18 protein-coding genes are annotated in these 17,537 nt (G+C 39.0%); 15 read left to right on the top strand and 3 right to left on the bottom strand.

The window, feature by feature from the left end:
- Nucleotides 1-56 precede the first annotated feature (56 nt).
- The 3 genes from tolC (at nucleotide 57) to P20495_RS08895 (ending at nucleotide 3,062) form a co-directional block, all read left to right on the top strand.
- Nucleotides 57-1,412: an outer membrane channel protein TolC gene (tolC, locus tag P20495_RS08885; protein WP_008136632.1), complete on the top strand. Its 1,356-nt coding sequence runs from the start codon at nucleotides 57-59 to the stop codon at nucleotides 1,410-1,412.
- A gap of 108 nt (nucleotides 1,413-1,520) precedes the next feature.
- Nucleotides 1,521-2,450, top strand: coding sequence for an LpxL/LpxP family Kdo(2)-lipid IV(A) lauroyl/palmitoleoyl acyltransferase (gene lpxL / locus P20495_RS08890; RefSeq protein WP_007376513.1), 930 nt, complete (start codon nucleotides 1,521-1,523; stop codon nucleotides 2,448-2,450).
- 39 nt (nucleotides 2,451-2,489) lie between these two features.
- The gene (locus tag P20495_RS08895) at nucleotides 2,490-3,062 is read left to right on the top strand and encodes a toxin co-regulated pilus biosynthesis Q family protein (RefSeq protein WP_008136630.1); all 573 of its coding nucleotides are present in this window, start codon (nucleotides 2,490-2,492) and stop codon (nucleotides 3,060-3,062) included.
- 43 nt (nucleotides 3,063-3,105) lie between these two features.
- Here P20495_RS08895 and glnE read toward each other — a convergent pair whose 3' ends face one another.
- A complete protein-coding gene (gene glnE, locus P20495_RS08900) occupies nucleotides 3,106-5,901 on the bottom strand; it encodes a bifunctional [glutamate--ammonia ligase]-adenylyl-L-tyrosine phosphorylase/[glutamate--ammonia-ligase] adenylyltransferase (RefSeq protein WP_008136628.1) in 2,796 nt (931 codons plus the stop codon).
- Nucleotides 5,902-5,979: 78 nt separating this feature from the next.
- Between glnE and P20495_RS08905 the strand changes: the two genes are divergently transcribed.
- The 6 genes from P20495_RS08905 to ruvX all read left to right on the top strand — a co-directional run bounded on the left by P20495_RS08905 (nucleotide 5,980) and on the right by ruvX (nucleotide 10,631).
- Nucleotides 5,980-6,873 (top strand): hypothetical protein, encoded by an 894-nt coding sequence (locus P20495_RS08905; protein WP_007376516.1) that lies wholly within the window; start codon nucleotides 5,980-5,982, stop codon nucleotides 6,871-6,873.
- Between the two features lie 270 nt (nucleotides 6,874-7,143).
- Entirely contained in the window at nucleotides 7,144-7,620 is a 477-nt protein-coding gene (locus P20495_RS08910; RefSeq protein ID WP_007376517.1) for a hypothetical protein, read from the top strand.
- Between the two features lie 76 nt (nucleotides 7,621-7,696).
- Nucleotides 7,697-8,431, top strand: a complete 735-nt coding sequence (gene rsmE, locus P20495_RS08915) for a 16S rRNA (uracil(1498)-N(3))-methyltransferase (protein ID WP_008136625.1) — start codon at nucleotides 7,697-7,699, stop codon at nucleotides 8,429-8,431.
- A 54-nt stretch (nucleotides 8,432-8,485) separates the two neighbouring features.
- Nucleotides 8,486-9,436: a glutathione synthase gene (gene gshB, locus P20495_RS08920; RefSeq protein ID WP_007376519.1), complete on the top strand. Its 951-nt coding sequence runs from the start codon at nucleotides 8,486-8,488 to the stop codon at nucleotides 9,434-9,436.
- A 155-nt stretch (nucleotides 9,437-9,591) separates the two neighbouring features.
- Nucleotides 9,592-10,149: a YqgE/AlgH family protein gene (locus P20495_RS08925; protein ID WP_007376520.1), complete on the top strand. Its 558-nt coding sequence runs from the start codon at nucleotides 9,592-9,594 to the stop codon at nucleotides 10,147-10,149.
- Nucleotides 10,150-10,184: 35 nt separating this feature from the next.
- Entirely contained in the window at nucleotides 10,185-10,631 is a 447-nt protein-coding gene (ruvX, locus tag P20495_RS08930; RefSeq protein ID WP_007376521.1) for a Holliday junction resolvase RuvX, read from the top strand.
- 328 nt (nucleotides 10,632-10,959) lie between these two features.
- Here ruvX and P20495_RS08935 read toward each other — a convergent pair whose 3' ends face one another.
- Together P20495_RS08935 and P20495_RS08940 are read right to left on the bottom strand one after the other, a co-directional pair.
- Nucleotides 10,960-12,096, bottom strand: coding sequence for a PilT/PilU family type 4a pilus ATPase (locus tag P20495_RS08935; RefSeq protein WP_007376522.1), 1,137 nt, complete (start codon nucleotides 12,094-12,096; stop codon nucleotides 10,960-10,962).
- Nucleotides 12,097-12,105: 9 nt separating this feature from the next.
- A complete protein-coding gene (locus tag P20495_RS08940) occupies nucleotides 12,106-13,146 on the bottom strand; it encodes a type IV pilus twitching motility protein PilT (protein WP_008136622.1) in 1,041 nt (346 codons plus the stop codon).
- 2 nt (nucleotides 13,147-13,148) lie between these two features.
- Between P20495_RS08940 and P20495_RS08945 the strand changes: the two genes are divergently transcribed.
- From P20495_RS08945 to hemW, 6 genes are read left to right on the top strand one after another with little or no spacing between them, the layout of a single operon-like run.
- Nucleotides 13,149-13,862, top strand: a complete 714-nt coding sequence (locus P20495_RS08945; protein WP_033015874.1) for a YggS family pyridoxal phosphate-dependent enzyme — start codon at nucleotides 13,149-13,151, stop codon at nucleotides 13,860-13,862.
- A 17-nt stretch (nucleotides 13,863-13,879) separates the two neighbouring features.
- On the top strand, nucleotides 13,880-14,701 hold the full coding sequence (proC, locus tag P20495_RS08950) for a pyrroline-5-carboxylate reductase (RefSeq protein WP_008136620.1): 822 nt from the start codon (nucleotides 13,880-13,882) through the stop codon (nucleotides 14,699-14,701).
- A 26-nt stretch (nucleotides 14,702-14,727) separates the two neighbouring features.
- Entirely contained in the window at nucleotides 14,728-15,261 is a 534-nt protein-coding gene (locus P20495_RS08955) for a YggT family protein (RefSeq protein ID WP_007585413.1), read from the top strand.
- Between the two features lie 59 nt (nucleotides 15,262-15,320).
- Nucleotides 15,321-15,764 carry a DUF4426 domain-containing protein gene (locus P20495_RS08960; RefSeq protein WP_007376526.1) on the top strand — a complete coding sequence of 148 codons (444 nt, stop codon included), beginning with the start codon at nucleotides 15,321-15,323 and terminating at the stop codon, nucleotides 15,762-15,764.
- Between the two features lie 4 nt (nucleotides 15,765-15,768).
- A complete protein-coding gene (locus P20495_RS08965; RefSeq protein WP_007585416.1) occupies nucleotides 15,769-16,368 on the top strand; it encodes an XTP/dITP diphosphatase in 600 nt (199 codons plus the stop codon).
- Nucleotides 16,365-17,501, top strand: a complete 1,137-nt coding sequence (gene hemW / locus P20495_RS08970; RefSeq protein WP_007376528.1) for a radical SAM family heme chaperone HemW — start codon at nucleotides 16,365-16,367, stop codon at nucleotides 17,499-17,501. Before P20495_RS08965 ends, hemW begins: the two co-directional genes overlap by 4 nt.
- Nucleotides 17,502-17,537: the final 36 nt, after the last annotated feature.

Raw genomic sequence — 17,537 nt, 5'->3', positions numbered from 1 at the left:
AAGTAAAACAGGTTAACATGCTTTTAGTATAAAAATTGTCTAAGGACTGAACCCATATGAAAAAGAACATTCTTGCGGCACTGATTAGTTTATCATGTGCACTAGGCTCAACAGCAGCTAATGCTGAAGATTTACTAAACGTTTTTGAAATAGCGACAGCTAATGATCCTACCGTTTTAAAGGCAAAAGCCCAAGCAGATGCACAATCTTACGAAAGTGATCGTGCTATGAGTGTATTATTGCCTCAAATTAATTTAACTATGGGGTATGACAAAAGTGATGCTACGTCTTACCAAAGTGTTGGTGATTTAGCCAGCCAAGTACAAGTTGAAAGTGACACAGACCAATTCACACGTGGTGTTAGCTTAAGCCAAACATTATTCGACTTAGGCGCTTGGAATTCTTTAGGTATTGCTGACAAACAAGCTCTGCAAGCAAGCGGTCAGTACGATGCAGCTAAGCAAAACTTAATTGTACGCGTTGCTGAAGGTTATTTTAACGTATTAAGTGCGGTTGACAACCTTGAGTTTATAGAAGCCGAAAAACGTGCTATTGAGCGCCAACTTGAACAAACAAAACAACGCTATGCGGTAGGCTTAACAGCTATTACAGACGTACACGAAGCACAAGCACAGTTTGATAATTCAGTAGCTCAAGAGATTATTGCAAGCAATGCAGTAGAAACAGCCCGTGAGCAACTTCGTGAAATCACGGGTAAGTACCATGCAAAATTAGATTTTTTAAATACCGATACTTTCTCTACAACTAAGCCAGCTAAACTTTCTTCCGATTTTATTAAAGTCGCTGAAAACAAAAATATTAGTTTACAAGTATCCAAAGTAACCGTTGATATTGCAAAAGATCAAATTGAATTAGCAAAAGCAGGTCATTATCCAAAACTAACTCTAAGTGCAAATTATGGTGATTCTCTTACAGATACTCAAATAAATGGTGCAAACTTTGATGATCAACCGCGCTCAGATTCAAGTTCTGTAGGCCTCAATTTTAGCATGCCTTTATATTCAGGTGGCGCAACGCTAGCAGCAACTAATCAAGCCCGTGCATTTTACGTAGCTGCAAGTCAAGATTATGAAACAAATTACCGTGCTATAACACGCACTGTTATTACATCCTACAACCAAGTTGTTTCAGATATTGCAACTTACAAAGCACTAGAGCAAGCGGTTGTTTCGGCCCAAAGTGCGCTTAAAGCAACTGAAGCAGGTTTTGAAGTAGGCACACGAACTATCGTTGACGTACTGGTCAGTACACAAAACTTATACAATGCAAAGCGTAACCTTGCTGATGTGCGTTATAGGTATGTACTCTCTACCCTTCGCTTAAAACAAGCAGCAGGAACATTAACAAGTGAAGATTTAGTGGCAATAAACCAAGGGTTAAAAGCCGCTTAAATTACACTTTTTGTAATGTAAAACTAGAAAAGCCAGCGACATTGCTGGCTTTTTGTATTTTATAGCGCTTAGCGTTAAACTAGCATTTTTATTTATAGAGAGTTTTTTGTGGTTACCTCATCTCCTTTTAAAGCATCTTTTTTAGGTCCTCGATACTGGCTAACGTGGATTGGCGTTTTATTCTTATATTTACTCTCTTGGTTGCCACAAAAACTACAATTAGCCATGGGTAAACAGCTGGGGCGTTTAGTTTATAAATTCATGAAACGCCGTCGCCATATTGCACAGGTAAACATTAAACTATGCTTTCCTGATATGAGCGAAGCAGATCAAAAAGACCTAGTGCTCAAAAATATGGAAAATACAGGAATTGCGATGGTCGAGACCGGTATGGCTTGGTGGTGGCCGCAATGGCGTGCTCAAAAAGCATTAGGGTCTTTTAAAGGGCTTGAACACTTTGAGCGGGTGCAAGCTTCTGGCAAAGGCGTATTATTACTTATTCCTCATGTTTTACATCTTGAAATGGCTAGTCGCATAATGGGATTAGCGTGCCAAGGAGTTGGGTTTTATCGTCCTCATAACAACCCATTGATGGAATACTTTACAACCAATGGACGCCTCCGCTCTAACGAATATTTAATTGGTCGTAAGGACGTAAAAGGTCTATTAAAAGCATTAAAAAATAAAAAAGTTTGTTATTACTTGCCTGATCAAGATTACGGTCGTAACCGTTGTGAGTTTGTTCCTTTTTACGCAGTACCCGATACAGCAACCACAACAGGCACACTGATGTTTGCTGGTAGTAAGAACTGCGAGACAATGAGCTTAATCACGCGTCGTGACGACAATGGTAAGTATCACTTAGAAATATTACCTGAGCTTGAAGATTTCCCAAGTGGTGACGATAAAGCGGATGTAATACGTGTAAATCAACGTATGGAGCGTTCAATTAACGCGGCGCCTGAGCAATATATGTGGCTCCATCGCCGTTTTAAAACGAGACCAGACAAAAATACCCCTTCTTTTTATAAGAAGTAGCAGTGGAATAACACTAAATACAAAAAGTGAGTAGAGATTATGTGGTTTTGGGTTAAACATTTATCATTTGCTGCAGTATTAATTATACTGGCTATCTATTTTTTATTCAGTGATGGGCCAACATTTGATATTAGAGATTCTAAAAATGCGGCAGCTGAAGGGCTATCTCGCTTTTATTCATCCATCCGTGATCAAGTTCAAAGCAATAAAGAGCGAGATCAATTTGTACTCCAACTCAAAAAGCCAGATCAGACTCTTGATCGCGTGTTAGCGGAGCGAGGCCGAACGGTTGATCCTATGCCAACTAGCTGGACGGGCGGAATTGAGCCCAGACGTTTTGAAAGTGGAACAACGTTAAAAAAAGCACTTTCTCAATATGCTGATAATGAGGGTCTTGCGCTTTATTGGTATTTAAGTAAAGACTACGTAGTAAAAGATCATTTTAGGGTCGACAGTAATTTCACCTCTGCATTATATCAAGTAGGCAGAGCTATTAATGATGACTTTGAATATGAGGTCTACACTTATTTTTGCCACAAGCAACGTGCCGCAATAATTACTGAAAAACCGTCTGAATTTGTACGTGCTAACTGCTTAAAATTAAACATTTAACCACTTAAAATAAAAACCCAAGCTTTAGCTTGGGTTTTTAAATTTAACTTAACGCAAAAATGCTATTCCAAATATGTGTTACATGAGTAATATCATTCTGGAATGCTTCTCGTGATACTAATTTACCTTGCTGATCTAAGCTCAGTACATGGTAGCAAGAACGATAATCAATATACGCTTTGACCAACTGTTGCTTTTGCTCTTCAGTAATACAACCAATTTTAGCAGCCTCAGTTAAAATTCTTACGTTGTCAGAATAAACTATTAGCTTTTCAAATTTATAGGCATATTTGAGCACTATATATTGCGTAATAAATTCAATATCAGCCATACCACCAATATCTTGCTTTAAGTCAAATTGATCAGTATTTCCTTTTGCTAGATGATCACGCATTTTTTCACGCATTTTTATAACATCATCTTTTAGTGTTGTAGCATCGCGTTGTTGACTCAGTATATTTTTTCTAATTTCTAGAAAGCGTTCAACTAGCTCATCTTGACCTAAAATTAAGCGAGCACGAACAAGTGCTTGATGTTCCCACGTCCATGCTTGAGTTTGCTGATAATGATTAAAGCTTTCAAGGTTGATCGCTAGCAACCCTGATGCACCTTCAGGTCGTAAGCGTGTATCAAGCTCATATAAAATCCCCGATGCGGTACGTGTATTAAATAAATGCATTAGGCGTTGTGCGAGTTTTAGATAAAACTGCCTTGAATCAATTGGCTTATCGCCATCAGTTTGACTAGAACCGTCGTGGTTATGTACAAAAACTAAATCAAGATCTGAATCGTAACCCACTTCAAATCCCCCTGTTTTACCGTAAGCAATTACGGCAAACCCTTTATTTTCATCGTCAGTGCCAGGCGGCATGCCAAAACGCTTAACCGTATTATGCCATGCAATATTAACAGCTTGATCAACAATCGCTTCGGCCAGTGCTGTTAAGTGATCGCTTACTTTCATAACATCAATTACTCCAGTAGCATCAGCTGCTGCGATACGTAATTGATGTGTTTGTTTGAACTGCCTTAGAGATTCCATTTGTAGTTCTAAATCATCATGTTCAATGCGTAAGAAATATTGCCTTATTTCATATTTATAAGCAGTTAAAGGGGTCGGCTTATACAAAACTGCAGGATCAATAAGCTCGTCAAGTAAGATAGGATAGCGAGATATATGTTCTCCTATCCATTTGCTATGGCAACACAATAGTACCAGCTGCTTTAATGTTCCTGGGTTTTCGTATAATAATTCCAAGTACGCAGTACGCGAAATAATTTTATTTAGTATTTGGCAAACCATAGAAAATGCTGCACCACTGGCGTTAAAATTATTTAACTGTTTTAGTAAAGCTGGCATTAATTTATCGAGAATATCGCGCCCCCGATTACCTATTTTTGCCTTTGATATACGTTGTTTAAAATCTTTTAATGGTAATTGCCAATCATCTTTTGGCTCATTTAAAAAACTAATATCACCATGATCCCATGCACTCACAAATGCCCCTTCACTTGTATCTAAAGGCTCAGTTTCTTCCCCAATCACCTGTGTGAATTCATTATGTATTTGCTGCATGACGTGATCTATTTCAACCAATGTTGCGCCAAAATCATCCTGCTCTAATAAAGTATTTAGGCGTTGCTGGTTTAACTCATCATCCGGCAATGTTTGTGTTTGCTGGTCGTCGAATATTTGCAAGTACTGTTCAACTTTACGTAAATAAAGATAATTTTTCTCAAGACCTTGCGCTTCAAGCTCATTAATAACTTGGTTAACCGTTAACTCCTTTAACGCTTTAAGTAATGATTGCGTTTGTAAGTTAGCTTCTCGTCCACCTCTTACCATTTGCAACGCTTGAACAATAAACTCAACCTCTCGAATACCACCACCACCTAGTTTGATATTATTAGTTAAACCTTTTCGCCGCACTTCTTGGGCAATCATTAACTTCATTTTTCGTAGTGATTCAATCACTGAGAAATCAATATAGCGACGATATACAAATGGCTTTAAAAGCTGATTAAATTCATCCCAATACTGATTAGGTGTGCCAATTAAACGCCCTTTTAACATGGCATAACGTTCCCAATCTCGTCCTTGCTCTTGGTAATAGTCTTCAATTGCGTTAAAGCTCATAACAAGTGGGCCACTTTCACCAAACGGGCGAAGTCGCATATCAACCCTAAATACTTGCCCGTCACCGGTCGTTTGATTTAGCGCTGCAATTAGCTTTTGTGCCACCTTTGTATAAAATATTTGCGCCTCTAAGTTTCGACGTCCACCTTGTGTTTTAACACTGCGGGGATAAGCAAAAATAAGATCTATGTCTGATGAGTAATTAAGTTCTTGCCCCCCTAGCTTACCCATACCAAGTACCATTAATGGCATTGCTCGGTTACCCTCATCTAAAGGTTCGCCATTAATTTTAGCAACGTGCGTATGCGCCCATTGATTCGCACTTTCTATCAACATATCAGCAAGCTGGCTAATGTATTTTATGCTATCAGCAATTGGGTGATTACAGCATAGATCTAAAAATGCGACCTTAAGCCAGTACTTCTCTCGAAACTGACGAAGTATCTTATGGCATTCATTTTCATCTATCTCAGCTAAATTTCTATTTTCAAAAGGAGAGTTAATAATTCGGCTTTGTATTTTGTCTTTGCATGTTAGCCACTCTTTTAAGTCTGGCTGGGATCTTAAGCTACGCCACGCAAAGTCACTTAATCCGAGTAACTTTACAATAGCGGGCTCTTTATTTTGCTCTGGGTACAACTGCTCAAAGCGCATTAAGCCAAGTTTTTGTAATTGAATAGGAAGTTGCTTTACGTTACTCATCAATACTCTCTTTTATATCATCAGTAACCGTACTAGAATGATTAAAACCTAGAAAGGTTAACTCTACTTAGGAATACCATGTCTTATTTGTCATTATCTAACACTAGTTTTGTTGCGATTGCTATTAGTTTTGCGGTTATTTGCATAACTATATTTTGCCTACGAGTCGTAACTCAAATTAAAGCAAAACAAGCGCTTAAAGATGAACTTGCGCAGCACGATAACTTTGCAATGGGGATTAGTTTTGCCTCTGAAATATCAGTTGTTATTGCAACTATGGCTTTTTTGTTTGATGAAATTAGCGTAAGTACTGCGCAATCCAACCCTTTAAAAGTGATTGTACTAATTATTCTACTGTTTATTTTTATCAAAGCGGGACACTTAATTCATCGAAAATGGATTCTCCATCGTTTTAATGAAGAAGCCGCTATATTAAAACAAAACGTATGTGCTGCATTAGTCGATTCAGGTATGTTAATCGCTAACTGCATTATGACTTTAGGGCTTTATACATGGACCCATACACAAGGTCTAAGTAACTTGCTAATTGCTTTTGTTAGTTTTTTTGTCCTGCAAGGTATGTTCGCTTTTGATAGTAAAATCCGCGAGTACCGCTTTGCAAAAGCGAATCAAGGAGCTTCATTACAGAGCAACTTTAATTTAGAGAACACCTCGATAGGGATACGCTATGCTGGTAAGTCGATTGGTTTAGCACTCGCTGTGTATGCTGGTTTATCCAGTGCTGAATTTCAAAATGGTAAAATGGTAGAAAATTTATTCACTCTCGTCATGCACTGCGGTGTAATGTGGATATTACTGTATGCGCTTACTTTTGTAATAAAAGTTATATCCTTACCTAATATTGATACAGCGCTTGAGGTTGATCATCAAGATAACATAGGGATTGCTTGTATTGAATTTGCTGTTTTTTGTGCTATTGGCTACTTGCTAATTAGCATGTTTTCTATTTAGCCTCCCTTTGACTGAAAAGGTTGGCCAGCGTACTAGATTGCTATGATATTAAAATTTATTTAGCGCTTGGAAAAATAAGGTGAATTTACACATCAATAGTGGGCTTACTGCACGTGAATTCAACATCGTTAATGTTGAATTCAGCTGTGTAAGATAAATTGACTATTTTTGGCTCAAGTTATTTTTCAGTGAGTTCTTTAAATTAAACAGCTATAAACGATCTACTTTTAATTAAGTTTGTATACACTGACCTAAATACGATGGGGACTTATGCCATTCCAAGTGACTAACTATTTATTAATAGACATAGATAAAGAGTTTAGCCGATCATTTGCTGAGCACTATTTTAATAGTGAACGACGAAATACATCGAGCCCCTTAGTCATCGCGGGTTCTAATATGCGCCAATTAGTAAAAATGATGTTTGATGAGCTTATAAAAGACTATTGCTATTGCGATTTTGAAAACGAAATAAGTGTTTCTGAACTTGCCAGCTACTTGCATGAGCATCACAGTATCGAAGGTATTTTACTAAATAAAGTCGACTACTTACTGGCCGATGATGCACAGCGATTTATTTATAACTCTTTGCATAAAAATCGCATTTTAGTTAGCCAAGATGAAAATGGTTTTAACTTTTGCCCACTAACAGACCAAAGTCACTCAAATCATCTATCTTGCCACACCGATATAGCGGAAACTCCTTTGAACCTAGTTGAGTTAACAGAACAACTTAATAGAAAATAAATAATTGCACCAAGCTCACAGCTTACTTACCATAGCGGTATATAACTTTTATGCGCTAACCTATAAGTGACATTACATGCGAGTTCCTCATATTTATCAAAAATCTAACATTATCTTAAATACCCCCGTTTCGTTAGATGAAGACGCTGCAGGCCACGTTGGCCGTGTACTTCGTATGAAAGTAGGCGAAAATGTGTCTATTTTTAATGGCGAAGGCGGCGAATACCTTAGTGAAATAATTGAAGTAACTAAAAAAACAGTTGTAGTAATGCCATATGAATTTAATGCTCATGATGTTGAATCCCCCTTAAAAATTCATTTAGGTCAGTGTGTTTCACGTGGCGATAAAATGGATTTTACGATTCAAAAATCAGTTGAACTAGGGATTACCGAAATTACGCCTATTTTTAGTCAGCGCTGTGGCGTAAAACTAATGGGTGACCGCCTTGAGAAAAAACACCAACAATGGCAAAAAATCGCAATTGCAGCAGCTGAGCAGTCAGGACGTAACTTTATACCAATCATTAATCCACCGATTGATTTAAAACAGTGGCTTGCACAACAAACCAATGCAATTAAGCTCACACTCCACCCTCGTGCTGAGCACAGCATTAAAACCATTACAGTACCTAAAGATGGCGTGCGCTTTTTAGTCGGTCCTGAAGGTGGTTTTACCGATGATGAAATGGCACTAACTAAGCAACTAGAATTTGTAGATATTCGTTTAGGCCCGCGTGTTTTACGAACGGAAACGGCCGCTTTAACGGTCTTAAGTGCATTACAGCTTCAATTTGGCGATTTAGCTAATTGAAATAACTAAAAGCACCCTCATATAAACAGTAACATTTATAGTAAGGCACAGCGCATGGCAATTAAGTTAGGTATTATTTCAGATCCTATTAGTGGATTTAACATCAAAAAAGACACCGGTTTTGCAATGATGATGCAAGCGCAAGAACGCGGCTACGAAATTTATTATATGGAGATGGATGATTTATCTCTTCGTAAAGGTAAATCTTACGCTACGGCGTCTAAAGCGCAAGTATTCAACAATGCAGAAAAATGGTACGAGCTTGAAGAAAAAGCCACTATAGCCCTTGCCGACCTTGATGTAATTTTAATGCGTAAAGACCCTCCTTTTGATACTGAATACATTTACGCGACGTATATTTTAGAGCGTGCAGAACAAGAAGGTACGTTAATAATTAACAAGCCACAAAGCCTTCGCGATGCTAATGAAAAGCTATTTACAGCATGGTTTAGCGAACATACGCCAGATACCCTGGTTACACGTAGTCAAAAACAAATTCGTGAGTTTTTAGCCGAGCATAAAGACATTATTTTAAAACCACTTGATGGCATGGGTGGCGCATCTATTTTCCGCATCAGAGAAGACGACGCTAATATTGGTGTAATTTGTGAAACGTTAACCGAACACGGCAGTCGCTTTGCTATGGTGCAAAATTATATTCCTGAGATCAAACAAGGCGACAAGCGCGTATTGGTTATTGATGGCGAAGTCATTCCGTATTGTTTAGCGCGCATTCCACAAAATGGTGAAACACGCGGTAACTTAGCTGTAGGCGGTCGAGGCGAAGCGCGTCCTCTTAGCGAATCAGATTTAAAAATAGCGCAAGCTGTTGCACCAACGCTTAAAGAAAAAGGCTTAATATTTGTAGGCTTAGATATTATTGGCGATAAATTAACTGAAATTAACGTCACTGCACCAACGTGCGTGCGCGAAATTGAAGCGGCTTATGATATTTCAATTACGGGTATTTTATTTGACGCAATTGAGAAAAAACTAGGTAAATAAGCACATACCTAATCGTTACTTATAGCTTTTTTCGCATTAAAAATTAATGCAGTCACTGCTGCATTAATTTTTAATGATATACATAAGCTTATTTAGTTTTAAAAACATAGGTATATGCCATACTCAAAGTCCACTAACTTAAAAGGGTGAAATCTATGCAGTCATTAGAAAATCATTTTTTAATCGCGATGCCGTCAATGCAAGACCCTTTTTTTAAACGTGCTGTTACCTATATTTGTGAGCACAATGAAGATGGGGCTATGGGCTTGGTGATCAACCAACCTATTAATGTTACCGTTGGCGAACTACTGGACAAAATAGAAATAGATAATGATAAAACCCAGCAAGCTGCACAAGTTGCTGTATATGCAGGTGGCCCGGTTAAAACCGATCGAGGCTTTGTACTGCATTCTCCAAAACTGGGTTACACCTCAAGTCAAAAGCTCAGTAGTGACATTATGATCACTACATCTAAAGATGTACTCGCAAGTTTAACAACCGCACAAGCACCCGAGCAGTTTATCATTACCTTAGGTTATTCAGGTTGGGAGCAAGGTCAACTAGAGCAAGAACTGCTTGATAATAGTTGGTTAATTATAGAAGCTGATCCGAAGATCATTTTTAATACGCCCGTTGAAAAACGATGGGAAAAAGCGGTTTCAATGCTGGGCTTTGATATAAGCCAACTAAGCCCTGAAGCCGGTCACGCATAGTAATTTTAATTATTTAAAACTTAAACAAGACAAACATGACAAAGAAATCGCTTAAGCCGCAAGGCGAACGCACTGTAATGGGCTTTGACTTTGGCACCAAAAGTATTGGTATTGCTATTGGGCAAGAGTTAACCGGCAGTGCGTCTAGCCTTAAGGCTGTAAAAGCACAAGATGGCATTCCTAACTGGGACCATATCGCCGTACAAGTAGCCGAGTGGCAGCCTGACTTAATGGTTGTTGGTTTACCGCTAAATATGGATGGGACTTCACAAGAAGTAACCTTTAAAGCTAAAAAGTTTGCTAACAGGCTGCATAACCATTACGGCATTCCTGTGCAAACGCAAGACGAGCGCTTAACAACAGCCGATGCTAAAGCTCGTTTATTCGAGCAAGGCGGCTATAAAAACTTGGGTAAAGGTAATGTAGATAATATGTCTGCGGTTATTATTTTAGAAAGTTTTTTTGAATCTAGGGCGTGTTGATCTTTGGTGGGTGAATTTGCAGCAGTATGTTTGGTTTTTAGGCAAGGAAGAGCCTATGTAGTGTGGTTATTCCCCATAAATAGGCGATAACGCAGCATAAATACCAAACATGCACTGCCCTTTGGGTTCTTTCTAGGGACGATTAACTCTTTGTTGCTCGGTTTTTACTTAGCCCACTAGGTTACAAACCTCACGCCGCGATTTAATCGCCCCTAGATTGAACAAATTTCAATCCACAAAGATCAACACGCCCTAGTTACGGTGAATAATAAGGCCGTATAAAATATAAAAGCGCCAACTTGGCGCTTTTATATTTTTCATTTAGCATTTAGTAATTACTGTCTTTTCCATCTAAACCATCTATCGTTACACCTTGTAAAAAACCAGCTCCTTGTTGTTCATTATTACGTAGTTTAATCATCAAACGTAAATCATTCGGCGAGTCAGCATGGTGCAGCGCATCAGCATAGTTAATTGATTGTTGTTTATAAAGTTCAAATAATGCTTGATCAAAAGTTTGCATGCCCATTTCTTTCGATTTTGCCATCGCCTCTTTAATACCACCAATATCACCATTTTTAATGAGCTCTGCAATCATCGGCGAGTTAAGTAGTATTTCGATTGCTGCAACACGACCTTCACCATCAGAAGTAGGTAATAACTGTTGAGCAATAATAGCGCGCAAATTTAGCGCTAAATCGTATTTAAGCTTATCGTGCTTTTCTTTAGGTACTAAATGCATTATTCGATCAATAGCTTGGTTAGCATTATTAGCGTGTAGTGTAGCAACACATAAATGACCTGTTTCAGCAAAGCTAAGTGCATATTCCATGGTTTCTTGTGAGCGTATTTCACCAATCAAAATTACATCGGGTGCTTGGCGCAATGAGCTTTTGAGTGCTGATTCAAAACTTTCTGTATCAAGCCCTACTTCGCGCTGAGTAATAATACTTTTACGATGTTCGTGAACAAACTCAATAGGATCTTCAATTGTTAAAATGTGACCACGTTGATGACGATTTCTATAACCAATAAGCGCCGCTAAAGACGTTGATTTACCCGTCCCTGTACCACCCACAAATAACACAAGCCCACGCTTAGACATAATTACATCCGTTAGCGTAGAAGGCAGACCTAACTCTTCTACATCAGGTATTTGCGTAACTATTCGACGAATAACCATACCGGCTCTATCACGCTGCCAAAAGGCAGAAATACGAAAACGCCCTTCGTCAGTTGCAATCGCAAAGTTGCATTCTTTAGTTGCGTGATACTCCGCTTTTTGCTTTTCGCTCATAGCAGACTCAACAAGATCGAGCGCTTCTTCATCAGTTAACTTTTCATCACCTAAGTGGATAAGTTCGCCATTTATTTTAGCGCTTACAGGCAACCTACTTGATACAAATAAATCAGAGCCTTTTTTCTCAATCATTAACAGTAAAAAATGATTTAAAGATAACGTCATAATAGTTCCTTAACCGCCAAATTGTGTTTTGTCTTGTGCTTTTTCTTTAGCTGCAACGTTACTAACAATACCGTGATTAACTAAGTTTGTTAAACACTGATCCATTGTTTGCATACCAACGGATGCGCCAGTTTGGATAGATGAATACATTTGCGCTACTTTATCTTCACGAATTAAGTTACGAATAGCAGGCACTGCAATCATAATTTCATGTGCAGCGACTCGCCCACCACCCACTTTTTTAAGTAATGTTTGTGAAATTACTGCGCGTAATGATTCAGACAACATTGAACGGATCATTGCTTTTTCTTCACCAGGAAATACATCGATAATACGGTCAATCGTTTTTGGTGCTGAAGTGGTATGTAGCGTACCAAATACCAAGTGCCCGGTTTCGGCTGCGGTCATTGCAAGACGAATTGTTTCTAAATCACGTAGCTCACCGACTAATATCACATCAGGGTCTTCACGCAGAGCACTACGTAGCGCGTTTGAGAAACTATGTGTATCGCGATGCACTTCTCGCTGGTTAATTAGACTTAATTTATTATCGTGAACAAACTCGATTGGATCTTCAATTGTTAAAATATGATGATGTTTATTTTGATTTATATAATCGACCATCGCGGCAAGTGTTGTTGATTTACCCGAACCCGTAGGCCCTGTAACCAGAACTAGTCCTCGTGGAGTATCAGATATTTTTTTAAAAATTTCTGGCGCACCTAAATCATCAAGCGTTAACACTTCACTTGGTATGGTACGAAACACTGCTGCTGGTCCGCGATTAGAATTAAACGCATTCACACGAAAGCGTGCTAAATTAGGTACTTCAAACGAAAAATCCACTTCGAGGTTTTGTTCGTAGTCCTTGCGTTGATTATCGTTCATAATATCGTAAACCAGACTGTTTACGTCTTTATCTTCTAATGCAGGTATATTAATGCGACGAACATCACCGTCTACGCGTATCATAGGTGAAACACCCGACGATAGGTGTAAATCGGATGCTTTATGTTGCACACTAAACGCTAATAATTCGGTAATATCCATTTATGACTCCACAACTAACTGATAAATATATGGTTACAATAGCAGAACGACTCACATCCGCCTACGCTAGAATTGCAATGGCTGCAAAAAATGCACAGCGAAATAACAACGAAATAACCTTGCTGGCAGTGTCTAAAACGAAACCAAGCGAAGATATAATTGCAGCTTACAAACACGGCCAGCGCGAATTTGGTGAATCTTATGTTCAAGAGGCTATAGATAAAATAGCTCAACTACAGTCATATAGCGACATCATTTGGCATTTCATTGGCCCTATTCAATCCAATAAAAGTGCCTTAGTGGCTACCAATTTTGACTGGGTGCAAAGCGTTGATCGCATGAAAATAGCGAAACGATTAAACTCCCAGCGCCCAGGCGATAAAGCGCCTCTAAATGTACTTATTCAAGTAAATATAAGTAATGAGGAAGCAAAGTCAGGTTGCCACCGCGATGAAATAGATGAACTTGCCGATTATATAAACCAATGTGAGCACCTAACACTTCGAGGTTTAATGGCAATTCCTGCTAAAAGCGACAAACTGGATACACAAATTCAATCTTTTGAGCAATTGCAAACTTGCTTTGATAAACTAAAGACCCAATATCCTCAAGTAGATACTTTGTCGATGGGTATGAGTAACGATGTTGGAGCTGCCATTAGTGCAGGTTCAACCATGGTGAGGATCGGCACAGACATTTTTGGAACACGAACTTAAAAGGTGATAACAGATTTATGTCAGATAAAAAAATCGCATTTATAGGCACAGGTAATATGAGTTACGCCATTATTGGTGGCATGGTAAAAAACGGTTTTAACGCAAGTAATATTATTGCAACTAACCGCAACCAAGAAAAGCTTGCAAAGGTAGCATTTGATTTCAAGGTGCAAACCACCAGTGACAATAACGAAGCCCTGCGCGATGCTGATGTAATTGTTTTGTCTGTTAAACCACAAATGATGGGCGATTTATGTAAATCGTTTCAAGAGTCAGGCATAGACTTTAGCAATAAACTGTTTATTTCTGTTGCTGCGGGCTTAACCGTAAAACGTTTGCGCGAAATGCTAGGTCAAGACGTTAAAATGATACGTTGCATGCCAAATACACCGTCTTTATTAGGTCGCGGAGTATCAGGTTTATATGGTGCGGGCGAAACACAAAGCGAACACGAATTTGTACAACAAGTTTTTGAATGCACTGGCATTGTGGTATGGGTTGAAGAAGAGTCACAAATAAACGATATTATTGCTGTGACCGGCTCATCACCTGCTTACTTTTTCTTGTTTATGGAAGCCATTGAAGAAAAAGCCAAAGCACTGGGCTTTAACGACGAAGACGCTCGTCGTTTAGTGCAACAAACAGCCCTTGGCGCCGCCGAAATGGCACTTAGCCAGCCTGATATTAGTATTTCGCAACTACGTTCGAACGTAACATCTAAAGGCGGTACTACTCACGCAGCTGTTGAGCACTTAAAAGATGAAGGCTTAACTAAAACCGTTGGCGATGCAATGGATGCGTGTATTGCGCGTGCAGAGCAAATGGAAAAAGAACTTTAAAACCACTTTTTATTGAAGGTTACACTATGAATGCCATGCAATTTTTAATCAGTACCCTGTTTGATTTGTTTTTAATGGTGGTATTACTGCGCTTTTGGCTGCAGTGGGCAAAAGCCGACTTTTACAACCCAATGAGCCAGTTTGTGGTTAAAGCCACTTCGTTTGCAGTAAAACCACTGCGTAAAATCATTCCTGGATTTGGCGGACTTGATTTAGCATCTCTGCTGTTGGCATTTATAGTCGCTGTAGCCAAAATCAGTACTTTAATGCTTGTTATATATAATGCGTGGGCAATACAGCCTGTAATTATACAAGCACTTATAACGGTACTAAAAGAAGGCCTTAACTTAGTTTTTTGGGTACTTATTATTCGCGCTATTTTAAGTTGGGTTAGCCAAGGTTATAACCCTATAGAAGCGGTTTTCCATCAGCTTACTGAACCAATGCTAAAACCAATTCGTAAAATATTGCCATCAATGGGTGGCTTAGATTTATCAGTTTTAGTGCTTATTATTGGTATTCAGTTTTTGCAAATGCTGCTTATGGATTTTTTAGTCTAATATGGATTTTTAATTAGAGGCCCAAAGGCCTCTTTTTTATATGTTTTGAGGAATACATAATGAACCGTTTAATTAAGTTTTGTTTTATTGCTTGTTTAGCATTTGCATTTAACGCGCAAAGCGAAGAAATGCAAGGCGCACAATATAAAGAGCTTGGCCCTTGGCAAGTGCATTACATCGCCTTTCCTTCTACTTTTATTCAGCCAAAAATAGCAAAAGCGTATGGCCTTGAGCGAAGCGGATACAAAGGCATTGTGAATATTTCTGTTTTAAAAAATGATGCCGAAAATACAGCCCAAACAGCAAAGCTTACTGGCACAGCTAGAAACCTACTTGGCAATAAACAAACGCTTACTTTTAAAGAAGTAAAAGAAGGTGATTCAATTTATTACCTTGCCCAAGTTGATTATACCAACGAAGAGATTTTACGCTTTGAGATTGAAATACAACAAAGTAATCAATTTCAAAAATTACAGTTTCAGCAAAAATTTTACGTAGATTAATAACATGACCAAAACTTTAGTACTTGCTACAGGTAACCCTGGCAAAGTAAATGAGCTAGCTAACATGCTAAGCCCTCTGAATATTAATGTAGTTCCACAGAGCGATTTTAACGTAGGTGAAGTTGCCGAAACCGGCACTACCTTTGTTGAAAATGCCATTATTAAAGCGCGTCATGCAGCTAAAATTACTGGCATGCCTGCTATTGCCGATGACTCAGGTTTAGAAGTTGATGGCCTAAATGGCGCACCCGGTGTTTACTCTGCCCGTTTTGCAGGCCCAGGTGCCAGCGATCAAGATAACATTGATAAGTTACTCGTAGACTTGGGTAATAACCCTATCCGTAGTGCTCGTTTTTGGTGTGTACTGGTATTAATGCGCCACGCAGATGACCCTACCCCCCTTATTTGCAGTGCAAGCTGGGAAGGCGAAATTACGCTCACTCAAAATGGCAACGGTGGCTTTGGTTACGACCCTGTATTTTTTGTACCAGAGAAAAATTGTACCAGTGCTGAGCTTACAAAAGAGCAAAAAAATGCAGTGAGTCATCGCGGCCAAGCACTACAAAAACTATTGCTAGAGCTACAGCAAAAAGGCGGCCTGTGAACCTTCCACCACTGAGCTTATATGTGCACGTACCTTGGTGCGTGCAAAAATGCCCGTACTGCGATTTTAATAGCCACGGACAAAAAGGTGAAATACCTGAAGCTGAATATGTTCAGCATTTAATTGATGACTTAAAAGCTGATTTGCACTTAGTAAAAGGGCGTAAAATTCACAGTATTTTTATTGGTGGCGGCACTCCGAGCTTATTAACTGGTGCAGCTTATACCCGATTATTAAATGAAGTCGACAACCTAATTGGGCTTGAAGAACACTGCGAAATTACCCTTGAAGCCAACCCTGGTACAGTAGAAACAGGTCGCTTTAAAGATTACGTAAAAGCAGGCATTAACCGTATTTCTATTGGTGTACAAAGCATGCAAAACGACAAGTTAAAAGCACTTGGTCGGATTCATGGCAGCGACGAGGCTAATTATGCTGCGCAGCAGGCTAAAGAAGCCGGTTTAAATAGCTTTAACCTTGATTTAATGCACGGCTTACCAGGGCAAACACTTGACGATGCACTGAGTGATTTAAAGCAAATTATAGCGCTCGATCCACCACATATATCTTGGTATCAACTAACTATTGAACCCAATACGCAGTTTGCTTCAAAACCCCCTACCTTGCCACAAGACGAAACACTGTGGGACATTCAAGAACAAGGAATAGAATTACTCAAACAAGCCGGTTACGTACAATACGAAATATCGGGTTATGCAAAACCGGGCTATCAATGCCAACATAACTTGAATTATTGGCGTTTTGGCGATTATCTTGGTATTGGCTGCGGCGCACATGGTAAGGTTACTGATGAAAATACAGGGCTTATAACGCGCACCGAAAAGGTTAAGCACCCGCGCGGTTATATGGATTTAATTAAACCGTATATGTACAAAAGCTGGCATGTAGAGCAAGACGATTTAGCATTTGAATTTTTTATGAATCGCTTTCGCCTTGTTGAGCCTTGCCCAATTAATGATTTTAATAAACTAACAACACTGCCACTGCAAAGTCAACAAAGCGCACTAAACCAAGCACTTAATAAAGGTTTATTGACTCAAACAGACAGTCATTGGCAGGTAACCTTAAAAGGTCATCGCTTTTTAAATGACCTACTAGAATTGTTCGTGTAGCGCTAAGGCACTACACGACAATATAAAACGAATAAA

Source organism: Pseudoalteromonas sp. BSi20495, assembly GCF_000241185.1.
GTDB lineage: Bacteria > Pseudomonadota > Gammaproteobacteria > Enterobacterales > Alteromonadaceae > Pseudoalteromonas > Pseudoalteromonas fuliginea.
The sequence above is the reverse complement of the archived record's forward strand: the minus strand, read 5'-3'. Positions and strand labels throughout refer to the sequence as shown.